Genomic DNA, 12,679 nt, shown 5'->3' with positions numbered 1-12,679 from the left:
AGCCCGACATGAACGCGATCGTCGGCAGCCACGACCTGCTCCTGGTCACCCTCGACACGCTGCGGTACGACGTGGCGGCCGAGCTGGCGGCCGAGGGGCGCCTCCCCCACCTCGCCCGGCACCTGCCCGGCGGGGCCTGGGAGCGCCGGCACGCGCCCGGCAGCTTCACGTACGCCTCCCACCAGGCGATCTTCGCCGGCTTCCTGCCGACGCCGGACGCCCCGGGACCGCACCCCCGGCTCTTCGCGGCCCGTTTCGCGGGCAGCGAGTCGACCGCCGACGGCACCTACGTCCACGACACCCCGGACCTCGTCTCGGCACTCGCGGGCGAGGGCTACCGGACGGTCTGCGTCGGCGGTGTGGGCTTCTTCAACAAGCAGCCGCCCCTCGGCTCGGTGCTCCCGGACCTGTTCCAGGAGAGCCACTGGGAGCCGTCCTTCGGCGTCGCGTCCCCGACCTCCTTCGAGTCCCAGGTGGCCCGTGCCGAGGAGGTCGTGGCCGCGCTCCCCCACGAGCGCCGGCTCTTCCTCTTCGTCAACGTGTCCGCGCTGCACCAGCCCAACTGGTTCCACCTGCCCGGGGCGACCCGCGAGGCCGGCGACTCCCGGGCCACGCACGCGGCGGCCCTCGAGTACGTCGACCGGCACATCGGACGGCTCTTCGCCGCGATGAGCCGCCGGCGGCCCTGCTTCGCGATCGTCTGCTCGGACCACGGCACCGCGTACGGGGAGGACGGCCACACCGGTCACCGGCTCGGCCACGAGGTCGTGTGGACCGTGCCGTACGCGCAGTTCGTCCTGGACGGCCCCGAGCCGGAGGCGGCGGCATGAGCGAGACCACCACCCCGCGCCCGTACCGCAGCTACGTCTACGCCTATCCGCACAAGACGGCGTACCGCGCGCTCCCCGAGCGGCCCTCCCTCGGCGCCCTCTGGGAGGGGGAGCCGAGGGACGCGCTGTCGCTCTACGCGCACATACCGTTCTGCGAGGTCCGCTGCGGTTTCTGCAACCTCTTCACCCGCATCGGCGCGCCCGACGAGCTGACCACCCGCTATCTCGACGCCCTCGACCGCCAGGCCACGGCGGTCCGCGAGGCGCTCGGAGACCGGGCCCCGGTTCGGTTCGCGACGGCCGCGTTCGGCGGCGGCACGCCCACCTTCCTCACCGCCGCCGAGCTGGAGCGGCTCTGCGACATCGCCGAGAAGCGGATGGGCGTCGACCTGCGGGCGGTACCGCTCTCCGTCGAGACCTCCCCCGCGACCGCGACCGCCGACCGGCTCGCGCTCCTCGCCGAGCGCGGCGCGACCCGTCTCAGCATCGGGGTGCAGAGCTTCGTGGAGGCGGAGGCCCGGGCGGCGGTCCGGCCGCAGCGGCGCGCGGACGTCGAGGCCGCGCTCGGCAGGATCCGGGACACCGGCGTGCCCGTCCTGAACATCGACCTCATCTACGGCATCGACGGCCAGACCGAGGAGTCCTGGCGCTCCTCGCTCGACGCGGCGCTCGCCTGGCGCCCCGAGGAGCTGTACCTCTACCCGCTGTACGTCCGTCCGCTCACCGGCCTCGGCCGGCTGACCCCCGCCGCCGACCACGAGTGGGACGAGCACCGGCTGCGCCTCTACCGGTACGGCCGGGACCACCTCCGGGCTCACGGCTACGAGCAGGTGTCGATGCGGATGTTCCGGCGGACGGACGCCGTTCCCCTCGGCCCGGACGACTACGCCTGCCAGACGGACGGGATGATCGGCCTGGGCTGCGGGGCGCGCTCGTACACCTCGGCGCTGCACTACTCCTTCGACTACGCCGTCGACATGCGCGAGATCCGCTCGATCATCGACGCCTACACGGAGACCGAGGACTTCTCGCGCGTCGAGGTGGGCCGGTGGGTCGACGCGGAGGAGGCCCGCCGCCGCCATCTGCTCCAGTCCCTGCTCCAGGCCGAGGGCATGCCGGTCGCCGGCTACGAGGAGCGGTTCGGTTCCTCGCCGTTCGCGGACTTCCCGGCCGAGCTGGCCCGGTTCGAGGCCCTCGGCTGGCTCGACGCGGACGCCCCCGCGGGGCTGCTCCGGCTCTCGCCCGAGGGGCTCGCGTACTCGGACGGGCTCGGCCCGGAGCTGTTCTCGCCCGACGTGCGGGCCGCCATGGCCGCGTACGAGCCGAAGTAGGGGCGGGCATGGATCTGACGCTGCTGTACCGCGGCCCGCTCGCCTCCTGCGACTTCGACTGCCCTTACTGTCCCTTCGCCAAGCGCCGGGACAGCCGCGAGCAGCTGCGCGCGGACCGGGCCGCGCTCGACCGGTTCACGGGGTGGGCCGCCGGGCAGACCGGCGACCGGCTGCGGATCCTCTTCACCCCGTGGGGCGAGGGCCTGGTGCGCTCCTGGTACCGGCGGGCGCTCGTCGACCTGTCACGGCTGCCGCACGTCGAGCGGGTCGCGATCCAGACGAATCTGAGCTGCCGGACCGACTGGCTGGCGGACGCGGACCCGGAGACCGTCGCCCTCTGGTGCACCTTCCACCCGGGCCAGACGCCGTACGGGCGGTTCCTCGGCAAGTGCCGCGAGCTGACGGACCGGGGCATCCGGTTCAGCGTCGGTGTGGTGGGCCTGCCCGAGCACCGGGAGGACGCCCGCAGGCTCCGCGCCGCCCTGCCGCCGCACGTCTACCTCTGGGTGAACGCGGCCGAGGGGCACACGTACACGGACGCGGAGGCAGAGGAGTGGACGGGGATCGATCCCCTCTTCCCGTACAGCAGACGGCCGCACCGCTCGGCGGGGCTGCCGTGCCGTACGGGCGAGTCGGTGATCTCGGTGGACGGCGAGGGGACGGTGCGGCGCTGCCACTTCGTCAAGGCCGAGCTGGGCAACCTGTACGACGGGTCGTACCGTGCCGCGCTGCGCCCCCGGGCCTGCCCCCTCGCCGTCTGCGACTGCCACATCGGCTACGTCCATCTGGAGACGCTGCCGCTGTACGACGTGTTCGCCGGCGGGGTCCTGGAGCGGATCCCGGCCGGCGGTCCGTCGCCCCTCGGAAGGGCTCTCAGAGAGGCATGAGGTCGGGGCGCTTGGCCTCGACGTGGTCGCCCGAGCTCTCGCCGCGCAGCCTGCGCCCGATCCACGGCACGAGGTACTCCTTGGCCCAGTGGATGTCGTCGCGGCGCACCTCCAGCGTGCCGCGCGGGGGGCGCGGCGGCCACGGCTGGTCCGGGTCGGCCGGCACCGGCAGGCCGAGGACCTGGGCGGCGCGCAGGGCGACACGGGTGTGGCCGTCGGGCGAGAGGTGCAGCCGGTCGTCGTCCCAGGCCCGCAGGTCCTGCACGGACCTGAGCGACCACAGGTCGAGGACCGGACAGTCGTAGCGGTCCGCGATGGACCGGACGTGGGCCGTGTAGGTGGCGATCTTCCCGCGCAGGTGCCGGAGCACGGGGATGTCCCGGGTGTCGAAGCCGGTGGTCACCATGACGGTGCCGACGGCGGAGGTCAGGTCCGCGACGGCGCGCTCGAAGCGCTCGGCCACGTCGTCGGGGTCCGTACCGGGCCGGATGATGTCGTTGCCGCCGGCACAGAAGGTCACCAGGTCGGGGGCGAGTTCCTTCGCGCGGGGGACCTGTTCGGCGACGATCTGGTCGAGCAGGCGTCCGCGTACGGCCAGGTTGGCGTAGCGGAACTCGTCCTGCTCCGGCAGCTGGTCGGCGAGCAGGACCGCGAACCGGTCCGCCCAGCCGACGTAGGTCCCGTCGGGCCCGGGGTCTCCGACGCCCTCGGTGAAGCTGTCACCGATCGCCGCGTACGACCCGAATGCGTTCTTGTCTCTTGATCTCGAATCGTCTGCCACGGGAGCACATCCTTCCCTTTCGGATGTGACCTACGCGACCGTAAGGAGGGGTTGACGGAGGGTGACATATGCCACCGATAAAGATTCCCCCAAGCCGGAATACGCCGACGGCCCGGCACCTGGGTGCCGGGCCGTCGTGGTGCGTCCGTGTCAGACGGAGACGCCGTGCTGGCGGAGGTAGGCCAGCGGGTCGACGTCGGAGCCGTAGTTCGGAGAGGTACGGATCTCGAAGTGCAGGTGCGGGCCGGTGGAGTTGCCGGTCGAGCCGGAGAGGCCGATCTGCTGGCCGCCGCTGACGGACTGGCCGGACGAGACGGAGAGGGAGGAGAGGTGCGCGTACTGCGAGTAGTTGCCGTCGGCGTGCTGGATGACGACCTCGTTGCCGTACGAACCGCTCCAGCCGGCGGAGACGACGGTGCCGGCGCCGACGGCGCGGACGGTCGTGCCGGAGGAGGCGATGAAGTCGACACCGGTGTGGTAGCCGGAGGACCACATGGAGCCGGAGGCACGGTACGGGGTGGAGAAGCCACCGCTGACGGGGGCGACCCAGCCGGACGCGGAGGTCGAGGACCCCGCCGACTGCGAGGTCCGCGCCGACTGCGAGGAGGAGGACTCCGAGGCGGCGGCCGGGGCGGAGGAGCGCTCGCTGCTCCGGGAGGCGCGCGAGGTGTCGCCGTTCTTCTCGGAGCTCTGCGTGCTCTTCGGGGCGGCCTTGGGCGCGGCGCTCTTGGGGGCGGCGGTCTTGGGCGCGGCGCTCTGCGCGGCGGCGGTGTTCTTGGCGCCGAGGGTGAGCTTCATGCCGGGCAGGATCAGCGAGGGGTTCTCGCCGACGACCTGGCGGTTGTCCTCGTACAGCTTCTGCCAGCCGCCCGCGAGGTGGTGCTCGGTGGCGATCTTCGACAGGTAGTCACCGCTGACGACGGAGTACGTCTTCGACGCGGCCTTCGTCACGGCGGGCGCGGCCTGGAGGGCGGCGGGCGCCTTCACCTGGGCGGCGGCGACGGCCTGGGCGGGGACGGCGGCCGGGGCGGCCTGCTCGGCGGCGTGGGCTCCGGTGGCGCCGAGGAGCGGGAGCGCGACGACGGCGCCTCCCGTACTGGCGACGACGAGACCCCGGGTGAGGGAATTGATCTTCGGACGGCGGTGCTTACCCTTCGCGGGCATGGCGAATTCCTCTCCGGCGCCTACGAGGTGAGCTGTCGGGTTCGGACTGGAGATGCCCGGCCGCGTTCTCACGCGGCTTCACCCCAAGCCGTCCTGTGTCGCGGGACCGGCGTACTTCCTGGGTCCCCCGCTCCTGCCACGCATGGGATGAGTGCGGATTCCGGACGGTGGCAGGATTCGGCGGTCCGACCGGATTGACGGTGACGCTAGACGAGCGAGGTCGGAGCAAACAAGCCGCGAATTCCACCCGGTATTGACCGGGGCGAATTTCGGGCGGAAATCCGGTCACCCTCCGTTGATGACGGTCCTTCGATTTCCTTTTTCCGTACGGCAATTGCTCGGGGCCGTCGGCCACGATCCGTCACTTCTATGACCCTGCTCACGCGGCACCGCCCATCTCGCCTGCAAACAGGGCGCGTTCCCCTTAACGCCCCATTTCGGACAGATCACCCATTCCCGTCCGAGGGGGTGCGCGGACCCCCTCCCACCTGGATGATTGTCCTAGGCACCGATCTCGCATCGGGCCCCCGAACGTCGACCCCCAGGAGCATCCGTGACGCAGCAGCTGCCGCAGGTCCCGCCCACCGAAGCGAACGAGCCCGAGCTGGCCGAGGTCCGCAACTTCCGGGACGTGGGCGGCCTGCCGACGACGGACGGGCGCGCCGTGCGGCCCGGACGCCTCTTCCGCAGCGGCCACCTCGCCCACGCCACCGAGGCGGACGCCGCCTTCCTCACCACGCTGGGCCTGCACACCGTCTTCGACTTCCGCAACGAGGCCGACCGCAAGGTCGAGGGGGCGGACGTCGAGCTCCCCGGCGTGCGGAACGTGAACATACCCCTCAACGACCCGGCCGACGGCAAGGAGTTCTGGAAGCTGGTGCGCGACGGCGACATCGCGCAGCTGCGGGAGATCCTGGGCGACGGCAAGGCGGCCGCCCGGATGTCCGATTCGTACCGCAAGATGATCGTCGAGCGGACGTCGGAGCACAGCCGGATCCTGCACTCCATGGCGGAGGAGAGCGTCCCGGCGCTGATGCACTGCGCGGCGGGCAAGGACCGCGCCGGCCTCTCCATCGCGATCACGCTGCTCGCCCTCGGCGTCGAGCGCGAGGCGATCGAGGCCGACTACGTGAAGTCGAACGACCCGCACCGCCGCTACAAGGTGCGCCGCAGCTCCACCGCCGCGGACGCGATGTCGCCCGAGGTGATGGAGCTGCTGAGCCCGCTCTTCGACGCGCGGGTGGAGTATCTGCGGGCCGCGTTCGAGACGATCGACGTGACCTGGGGTTCGGTGGAGACCTACCTCACGGAGGGACTCAAGCTGGCCCCGGAGACCCGCGAGCGCCTGCGGGAGCGCTTCCTCGCCGAGGCGTAGGCGGCACCCCGCCTACTGGTTCTGCCCGCCCAGCATGAAGAGCAGATAGAGGAAGCCGGCGAAGAGGTGCCCGGCGACCAGGTACGCGAAGAGGCGGAGGACCAGGCCCTTGGGGAACTTGCCTTCCCCGCGCTCCTCGCCGGTGACAGCTCGTGACTTCTCGGACATCTCGGTCCTTTTCTGACGAAGGGGCGCGTTCCCGCGAAGGGGTACGCGGGGGGTCAGCGACGGTGCGGGGTTCCGTCACCGAGGCACAGCTCGGCGACGGGACTCTGCATCAGGGTGTGAACGAAGAGCAGCTCGGCCCCGCCGGGGGTGGCGGCGCCGATGCGGTGCGGGGTGAGCGAGTCGAAGTGCGCGCTGTCTCCGGCGTCGAGGACGTGCACGGCGTCACCCAGCGCCAGCCGCACCCGCCCCTCCAGGACGTGGATCCACTCCTCGCCGGGGTGGACGCGCACGATGTCGGCCCGGGTGGCGTACGGCACGTGGACGCGAAGGCACTGGAGCGCCCGCCCGGCGCCGCCGGCCTGCCGGTAGATCCAGCCGTCGGCCTCGACGGGCTCGGAGCGGCCGGCCCGGACGACGGGGTCGCGCTCGGGCGGTGTCTCGCCGAGGAGCTCGGAGACCGTCGTACCGTAGATACGGGCGAGGGCCAGCAGCATCGGCAGCGAGGGTTGCCGGTTCCCCGTCTCCAGGCGCGAGAGGTGCGCCGGGGAGAGGCCGGCCCGCTGGGCGGCGGCCTCCAGGGTGAGTCCCCGGCGGCGGCGCAGGGCCCGCAGCTGCGGGGCGACGTCGGGCAGGACGCCGGAGGTGGCGGGGTCCGGGGAGGTCTCCCCGGGGGCGTGGTCCATGCATCCATTGCGCCAGGATCATGCCTCTGAGGCAAGTTTCTTGCCTCAGAGGCAAAACCCTCTGGCCTGGGCGCGGGCGACGGTCTTCAGCGCTGCGCCACGGCCTGCTTCACCAGTGTCCTCCCGAAGTCCCACATCAGTCCGCCACCGCCGTGGGCCTCGTCCATGACCGCCGTGAAGGCGGTGACGAACCGGTCCACGTCCGCCTCGTCGATGACCAGCGGCGGGATCAGCTTGATCACCTCCAGGTGGTCCCCGGAGACCTGGGTCAGGATCCGGTGCCGCTGGAGCAGGGGCACGACGACCATCTGGGCGAAGAGCCCCTTGCGGGCCGCCTGGAGCATGGCCCAGCGGCCGCGCAGCCCCAGTGACGTCGGCCTGCCGAACTCGATCCCGATCATCAGACCACGTCCGCGCACCTCGTGCAGCAGCTCGTACCGGGGCACGAGCTCCTCAAGACGGGACCGGAGCAGCCCGCCGATCCGCCGGACGTGGGCGACGGTGTCCTCGTCCTCCATGACCGAGAGGACGGCGAGCCCGGCCGCCATGGCCTGCGCGTTCGATCCGAAGCTCGCCGAGTGGACCAGGACGCGGTCCATCGACGAGTAGACCTTCTTGAAGATCCAGTCCTTGCCGAGGGTGGCGCCGACCGGGACGTAGCCCCCGGAGAGCGCCTTGGCGACGCAGACCAGGTCCGGTTCGACCCCCGGCTCGTGCTGGTACGCGTAGAAGTCGCCGGTCCTGCCGAGGCCGGTCTGCACCTCGTCCGCGATGAGCAGCGCGCCGTGCCGGTGCAGCAGCTCCTGGGCGGCCCGCAGGAAGCCCGGGGGCGCCTCGTGGACGCCCTTGCCCTGGATCGGCTCCACGACGAAGGCGGCCACGTCGCCCCGCCGCAGCTCCCGCTCCAGGGCTTCGAGGTCGCCGAGGGCGATCGCGGTGTCCGGAAGGAGCGGGTCGAAGCCCTCCCGGAAACCCTGCTCGCCGTTGACGGAGAGGGAGCCGGTGGTGAGCCCGTGGAAGGCGTGGGCGCAGTAGAGGACCCTGGGCCGCCCGGTGGCGTACCGGGCGAACTTCAGGGCGGTCTCCACGGCCTCGGTGCCGCTGTTGCCGAAGAAGACCCGGTCGAGGTGCGGGCTGTGGGTGAGCAGTCGCTCGGCGAGCAGCCCCGGCAGGGGCTGGCAGTCGAAGCGCGTGAGGTCGGCGAGCTGGGCGTCCAGGACGTCGTGGAGGGCCTTGCGGACGACGGGGTGGTGCCGTCCGAGGCCCATCACGCCGAAGCCGGCGAGCATGTCGAGGTGGTCGACACCGTCGGCGTCCCAGAAGTGGGCGCCCTCGGCCCGCTCGTACACCTTGTCGAAGCCGATGGTGCGGAGCATGCGCGGCAGCTGGTGGTTGAGGTACTTGGCGTGCAGCTCGTACCGCTCGTCGCCGCGCTCGGCGAGCAGCGCCCGCAGGTCGAACTCCCCGCTCATCGCCCGGCCACCTCCCCCGTCCTCACGCGCTGTTCCCGGAGACGGTCTCCCTGATCGCGCGCAGGGACTCCTTGAGGGACCCCATCGTGGCGAGGACGGCGGTGGGCTCGTATCCGCAGTGCGCCATGCAATTGGCGCAGCGCGGGTCCTTTCCGCGGCCGTACTTGTCCCAGTCGGTGTCCTCGACGAGTTCGCGGTACGTGGGGACGTAGCCGTCGCTCATCAGATAGCAGGGGCGCTGCCAGCCGAAGAGCGAGTAGTTGGGAATGGCCCAGGCCGTGCAGGGGAAATCGGCCTTTCCTTCGAGGAAGTCCAGGAAGAGCGGCGAGTGGTTGAGGCGCCAGCGGCGCCGGTTTCCGCCCGCGAAGGCCTTCTTGAAGAGTTCGCGGGTCTGCTCGACGCCGAGGAAGTGCTCCTGGTCGGGTGCCTTCTCGTAGGCGTAGGCGGGCGAGATCATCATTTCGTCGACCTGGAGGTCGTCGTTGAGGAAGTTGAGCACCTCGATGATGGTCTGCGGGGTGTCCGTGTTGAAGAAGGTCGAATTGGTGGTGACACGGAAGCCGCGCCGCTTGGCCTCCTTGATGGCCGCCACCGCCTCGTCGAACACACCCTCCTTGGCGACGGATTCGTCGTGCCGCTCGCGCAGGCCGTCGATGTGCACGGCGAAGGCGAAGTACGGCGAGGGCGTGAACTTGTCCAGCTTCTTGCGGAGCAGCATCGCGTTGGTGCAGAGGAAGACGTACTTCCTCCGGGCCACCAACTGGCGCACGATCTCGTGGATCTGAGGGTGCATCAAGGGCTCGCCGCCCGCGATGGACACCATGGGGGCGCCGGACTCCAGGACCGCGCCGACCGCCTGCGCGACCGGCATGCGCTGCTTGAGGACACCCGCCGGGTGCTGGATCTTCCCGCAGCCCTCGCACGCGAGGTTGCAGGCGTAGAGCGGCTCCAGCTCGACGATCAGCGGGAACTTGTCCCGCTTGCGGAGCTTCTGTTCGAAGAGGTAGGTCCCGACCCTGATGGACTGACGGAGCGGCATGGCCATAACTCGCTCACCTCCTGGGGAGCAGCAAAGAACGGTGCCATTCGAAGAACGCGGGAAGGACGGCACGGAGAACACGGAAGGCCGATATTCCCCCGCGTACCGTGCCGATCCGGACCAGTTCATGTTCTGGAGCGTCCACGACCACCCGGACGGCCGCAACCGGGCGGGCGTCCGGTCCGCCCCCGAGCCGGCCGGCCTCCCGCGCGGTACGCAAGGTCGCCGCGGACTCCATGTCGACGGCGATCGCGCCGGTGGCCCGCAGCGCGGCGCGCTCGGGGCCGCGCACCACATGGTCGGAGCCGGTCAGCGGGCCGGTGTGTACGGTCCTCCCGGGTACGGCTCTGACCAGCGCCTTCACCAGGAGATCGGTGCCGACACAGGGGGTCGTGCCGTCGGGGCCGCGGGTCTCCTCGGCGACGATCAGGTCCCCCGGGTGCATGCCGGGGCCGAGCCCCGCGCAGAAGCCGGAGGCGATGACGGCCGCGTCGGCCCACCGCTCCTCGCCGAGCACCCGGGCCACGGTCCGGCGGGCGTGCGCCGGGCCCATGCCCGTACGCACCACGGTCACCGGGCCGGGGGCGCCGCCGCTGCCCCCGCTGCGCAGGGCGAACCGCTCGATGCCGAGCGCGCAGGCGATCAGCAGCGGCGGAGCGGCGGCGGGACGAGGGCCCGGACCCGGCTCGTGTCCCATCAGCGCCCCTTCCCGGGCGAGGGCTCCCCGTGCACGTACCGTCCGAGGGCCGTGAGCGGGAAGACCAGGCGGTAGAGGTGGTAGTTGATGGAGAAGTCCCAGGGGAAGCCGGTGCCGGTGAAGTACGGCTCGTCCCATGAGCCGTCCTCGCGCTGCGTCTCCGTGAGCCAGGCGACGCCCCGCCGGACGGGCTCGGAGTCCCGCTCCCCGGCCGCGAGGAGGGCGATGAGCGCCCACGCCGTCTGGGAGGCGGTGGAGACGCCGCGTCCGATCCACCGCTCGTCCTCGTACGAGCGGAGGTCCTCGCCCCAGCCCCCGTCCTCGTTCTGGACGGAGCCCAGCCAGCCGACGGCCCGGCGGATCGCCGGATGCGAGGCGGGCAGTCCGGCGGCGGTCAGGGCCGGCAGCACCGAGCCCGTCCCGTACACGTGGTTGACGCCCCAGCGGCCGAACCAGGCGCCGTTCGGCTCCTGTTCGGCGAGAAGCCACTCGATTCCCCTGCGCGTACGGGGGTTTCGGGCCTGTCCCTCGTAGGCGAGCATCTCCACCACATGGGCGGTGACGTCGGCGGACGGCGGGTCGATCACCTCGCCGAAGTCGCAGAACGGCAGCTTGTTGGGGAACGCGCTGGTGTTGTCGGCGTCGAAGGCTCCCCAGGCGCCGTTGCGCGACTGCATCCCGAGCGTCCAGCGCGCGCCCCGGGCGATGGCCGCCTCCACCCGGGCGGGGTCGGGGTGGTCGACCCGGCGCAGGGCGAGGAGGACCTCGGCGGTGTCGTCGATGTCGGGGTAGTTGTCGTTGTGGAACTCGAACGCCCAGCCGCCCGGCGGGAGTCCGGGGCGGCGCACGGCCCAGTCGCCCGTCCTGGTGATCTCCTCGTCCAGCATCCAGTCCACGGCCTTCACGAGCGCCGGGTGGTCGGGGCGGAGCCCGGCGTCGGCGAGTGCGATGGTCGCGAGACAGGTGTCCCAGACGGGTGACTGACAGGCCTCGACCATGCGGGTGGGGGTACCTCCCTGGCCGTCAGGCCCAGGGGGACCGTCCTCGCGCCAGACCGCGAACCGGTCGAGGGACTCCAGGCCCGCGCGCATGACCGGGTGTTCGAGGTCGTAGCCGAGGAGGTGGAGGGCGATGACCGAGTAGACGGCGGGCGGCTGGATGCCGCCCCAGCAGCCGTCGTTCTCCTGGCGCTCGATGATCCACCGCGCGGCCATGTTCATGGCGGTCCCGCGCAGCGCGCGCGGAGCGATCCGGTGGTAGGCGTGGAGCGCCTTGTCGAGCCGCTGGAAGATCCCGTCCCAGCCGGTGGCCGGAGCGAGGGGCCGGGGCGGGTTGGGCCGGGCGGGGTCGGTGTGCAGCTCGTCGAGCGGGAAGGGCGCGGGGCGGACCGGGCGCTTCGCGGAGACCACGGTGAGCGGCACGATCGTCTGCCGGGCCCAGCAGCCGAAGTCGTAGATGTTGAGCGGGAACCACTTCGGCAGGAAGAGCAGCTCGGGGGGCAGTTCGGGCAGGTCCTCCCAGCGCCACCAGCCGAAGAGGGCCAGCCAGATCCGGGTGAAGACCCGGGCGGCGGCGATCCCGCCCCGGGCGCGCACCCATGCGGAGGCGCGGGCCATGTGCGGGGCCTCCGGCGGGTCACCCGCGAGTCGCAGGGCCACATAGGCCTCGACCGTCGTGGAGAGGTCGCCGGCGCCGCCGTAGAAGGTGGCCCAGGCGCCGTCCTCGCGCTGCTCGCGGCGGATGTGGAGGGCCGCGGCCCGGAGGGTGTCGGCGTCGAGGATGCCCAGGAACTGGCGGAGGAGCAGGTCCTCGGCGTCCATGGTGACGTTGGTCTCCAGGTCGCCCTTCCACCAGCCCGCCGGGTCCTGGCGGGCGAGCAGGTGCTCGACGGCGCGCTCCGCGGCCCGTGCGGCGCTCTCGTCGAGTCTCTCCCACGCGTCGGAGGATCCCTCCGGCACCGTGGTGTCGTGCGTGGTGCTGGCCGCGGCCGCCCGGGGGCCCACGGCCCCGGAGCTTCCGTCGGTCGTCGCTGTCATGGCTTCCCCTTTGCGGCAGTCGGTTACTTCTGCTTCTACGGGTCTGCCGTCGGGCGGCGCCGGGAGGCCCCCGCCGGCGACCGCGAACACAAATAAGGGTGTTGGTGTTAATAAAATACCTAACACCACCAAAAAGGCCCGCGCGGTGGCAGTATCATATAAACAAAAGAAGCAGCCCACGACAAAAGCAGTGTATATATAGGTGGTCGCCGTATC

At 71.6% G+C, this 12,679-nt stretch carries 12 protein-coding genes and 1 riboswitch; of the genes, 4 read left to right on the top strand and 8 right to left on the bottom strand.

All coding sequences use genetic code 11. The annotated features are described in order from the left end of the window. Nucleotides 1–8 precede the first annotated feature (8 nt). From ACWFR1_RS10480 to ACWFR1_RS10470, 3 genes are read left to right on the top strand one after another with little or no spacing between them, the layout of a single operon-like run. Nucleotides 9–830 (top strand): STM4013/SEN3800 family hydrolase, encoded by an 822-nt coding sequence (locus ACWFR1_RS10480; protein ID WP_453548999.1) that lies wholly within the window; start codon nucleotides 9–11, stop codon nucleotides 828–830. Next, a complete protein-coding gene (locus tag ACWFR1_RS10475) occupies nucleotides 827–2,161 on the top strand; it encodes an STM4012 family radical SAM protein (RefSeq protein WP_453548808.1) in 1,335 nt (444 codons plus the stop codon). The genes ACWFR1_RS10480 and ACWFR1_RS10475 overlap by 4 nt, the downstream gene beginning before the upstream one ends. Before the next feature lie 8 nt (nucleotides 2,162–2,169). After that, on the top strand, nucleotides 2,170–3,048 hold the full coding sequence (locus ACWFR1_RS10470; RefSeq protein WP_453548806.1) for an STM4011 family radical SAM protein: 879 nt from the start codon (nucleotides 2,170–2,172) through the stop codon (nucleotides 3,046–3,048). Here ACWFR1_RS10470 and ACWFR1_RS10465 read toward each other — a convergent pair. Then, nucleotides 3,035–3,829, bottom strand: a complete 795-nt coding sequence (locus tag ACWFR1_RS10465) for an SGNH/GDSL hydrolase family protein (protein ID WP_453548804.1) — start codon at nucleotides 3,827–3,829, stop codon at nucleotides 3,035–3,037. The two genes, ACWFR1_RS10470 and ACWFR1_RS10465, sit on opposite strands and share 14 nt — an antisense overlap. Nucleotides 3,830–3,979: 150 nt before the next feature. After that, entirely contained in the window at nucleotides 3,980–4,993 is a 1,014-nt protein-coding gene (locus ACWFR1_RS10460) for a M23 family metallopeptidase (RefSeq protein ID WP_453548802.1), read from the bottom strand. A gap of 4 nt (nucleotides 4,994–4,997) precedes the next feature. Further along, nucleotides 4,998–5,159, bottom strand: a riboswitch (cyclic di-AMP (ydaO/yuaA leader). A gap of 387 nt (nucleotides 5,160–5,546) precedes the next feature. Here ACWFR1_RS10460 and ACWFR1_RS10455 point away from each other — a divergent pair. Beyond that, the gene (locus tag ACWFR1_RS10455; RefSeq protein ID WP_453548800.1) at nucleotides 5,547–6,368 is read left to right on the top strand and encodes a tyrosine-protein phosphatase; all 822 of its coding nucleotides are present in this window, start codon (nucleotides 5,547–5,549) and stop codon (nucleotides 6,366–6,368) included. A 12-nt stretch (nucleotides 6,369–6,380) separates the two neighbouring features. On the opposite strand, the gene ACWFR1_RS10450 is transcribed toward ACWFR1_RS10455, so the two are convergent. From ACWFR1_RS10450 to shc, 6 genes are all read right to left on the bottom strand, one after another. Continuing rightward, the gene (locus tag ACWFR1_RS10450; RefSeq protein ID WP_209497757.1) at nucleotides 6,381–6,536 is read right to left on the bottom strand and encodes a DUF6126 family protein; all 156 of its coding nucleotides are present in this window, start codon (nucleotides 6,534–6,536) and stop codon (nucleotides 6,381–6,383) included. A gap of 53 nt (nucleotides 6,537–6,589) precedes the next feature. Next, nucleotides 6,590–7,219 (bottom strand): helix-turn-helix domain-containing protein, encoded by a 630-nt coding sequence (locus ACWFR1_RS10445; protein WP_453548797.1) that lies wholly within the window; start codon nucleotides 7,217–7,219, stop codon nucleotides 6,590–6,592. A gap of 86 nt (nucleotides 7,220–7,305) precedes the next feature. After that, entirely contained in the window at nucleotides 7,306–8,691 is a 1,386-nt protein-coding gene (locus tag ACWFR1_RS10440; protein ID WP_453548794.1) for an aspartate aminotransferase family protein, read from the bottom strand. A 22-nt stretch (nucleotides 8,692–8,713) separates the two neighbouring features. Further along, nucleotides 8,714–9,736: an adenosyl-hopene transferase HpnH gene (gene hpnH, locus ACWFR1_RS10435; RefSeq protein ID WP_055640437.1), complete on the bottom strand. Its 1,023-nt coding sequence runs from the start codon at nucleotides 9,734–9,736 to the stop codon at nucleotides 8,714–8,716. A gap of 7 nt (nucleotides 9,737–9,743) precedes the next feature. Next, on the bottom strand, nucleotides 9,744–10,427 hold the full coding sequence (locus ACWFR1_RS10430) for a phosphorylase family protein (protein WP_453548792.1): 684 nt from the start codon (nucleotides 10,425–10,427) through the stop codon (nucleotides 9,744–9,746). Further along, nucleotides 10,427–12,463: a squalene--hopene cyclase gene (gene shc, locus ACWFR1_RS10425; protein ID WP_453548790.1), complete on the bottom strand. Its 2,037-nt coding sequence runs from the start codon at nucleotides 12,461–12,463 to the stop codon at nucleotides 10,427–10,429. The genes ACWFR1_RS10430 and shc overlap by 1 nt, the downstream gene beginning before the upstream one ends. Nucleotides 12,464–12,679: the final 216 nt, after the last annotated feature.

Source organism: Streptomyces sp. NPDC055103 (assembly GCF_053607625.1).
This window is presented reverse-complemented; position numbering and strand designations above follow the sequence as displayed.

Bases quoted from the DNA above. Each gene is read 5' to 3' on its own strand.
- ACWFR1_RS10480 (WP_453548999.1), top strand. From the start codon at position 9: ATGAACGCGATCGTCGGCAGCCACGACCTGCTCCTGGTCACCCTCGAC.
- ACWFR1_RS10475 (WP_453548808.1), top strand. From the start codon at position 827: ATGAGCGAGACCACCACCCCGCGCCCGTACCGCAGCTACGTCTACGCC.
- ACWFR1_RS10470 (WP_453548806.1), top strand. From the start codon at position 2,170: ATGGATCTGACGCTGCTGTACCGCGGCCCGCTCGCCTCCTGCGACTTC.
- ACWFR1_RS10460 (WP_453548802.1), bottom strand. From the start codon at position 4,993: ATGCCCGCGAAGGGTAAGCACCGCCGTCCGAAGATCAATTCCCTCACC.
- ACWFR1_RS10450 (WP_209497757.1), bottom strand. From the start codon at position 6,536: ATGTCCGAGAAGTCACGAGCTGTCACCGGCGAGGAGCGCGGGGAAGGC.
- ACWFR1_RS10445 (WP_453548797.1), bottom strand. From the start codon at position 7,219: ATGGACCACGCCCCCGGGGAGACCTCCCCGGACCCCGCCACCTCCGGC.
- ACWFR1_RS10440 (WP_453548794.1), bottom strand. From the start codon at position 8,691: ATGAGCGGGGAGTTCGACCTGCGGGCGCTGCTCGCCGAGCGCGGCGAC.
- hpnH (WP_055640437.1), bottom strand. From the start codon at position 9,736: ATGGCCATGCCGCTCCGTCAGTCCATCAGGGTCGGGACCTACCTCTTC.
- ACWFR1_RS10430 (WP_453548792.1), bottom strand. From the start codon at position 10,427: ATGGGACACGAGCCGGGTCCGGGCCCTCGTCCCGCCGCCGCTCCGCCG.
- shc (WP_453548790.1), bottom strand. From the start codon at position 12,463: ATGACAGCGACGACCGACGGAAGCTCCGGGGCCGTGGGCCCCCGGGCG.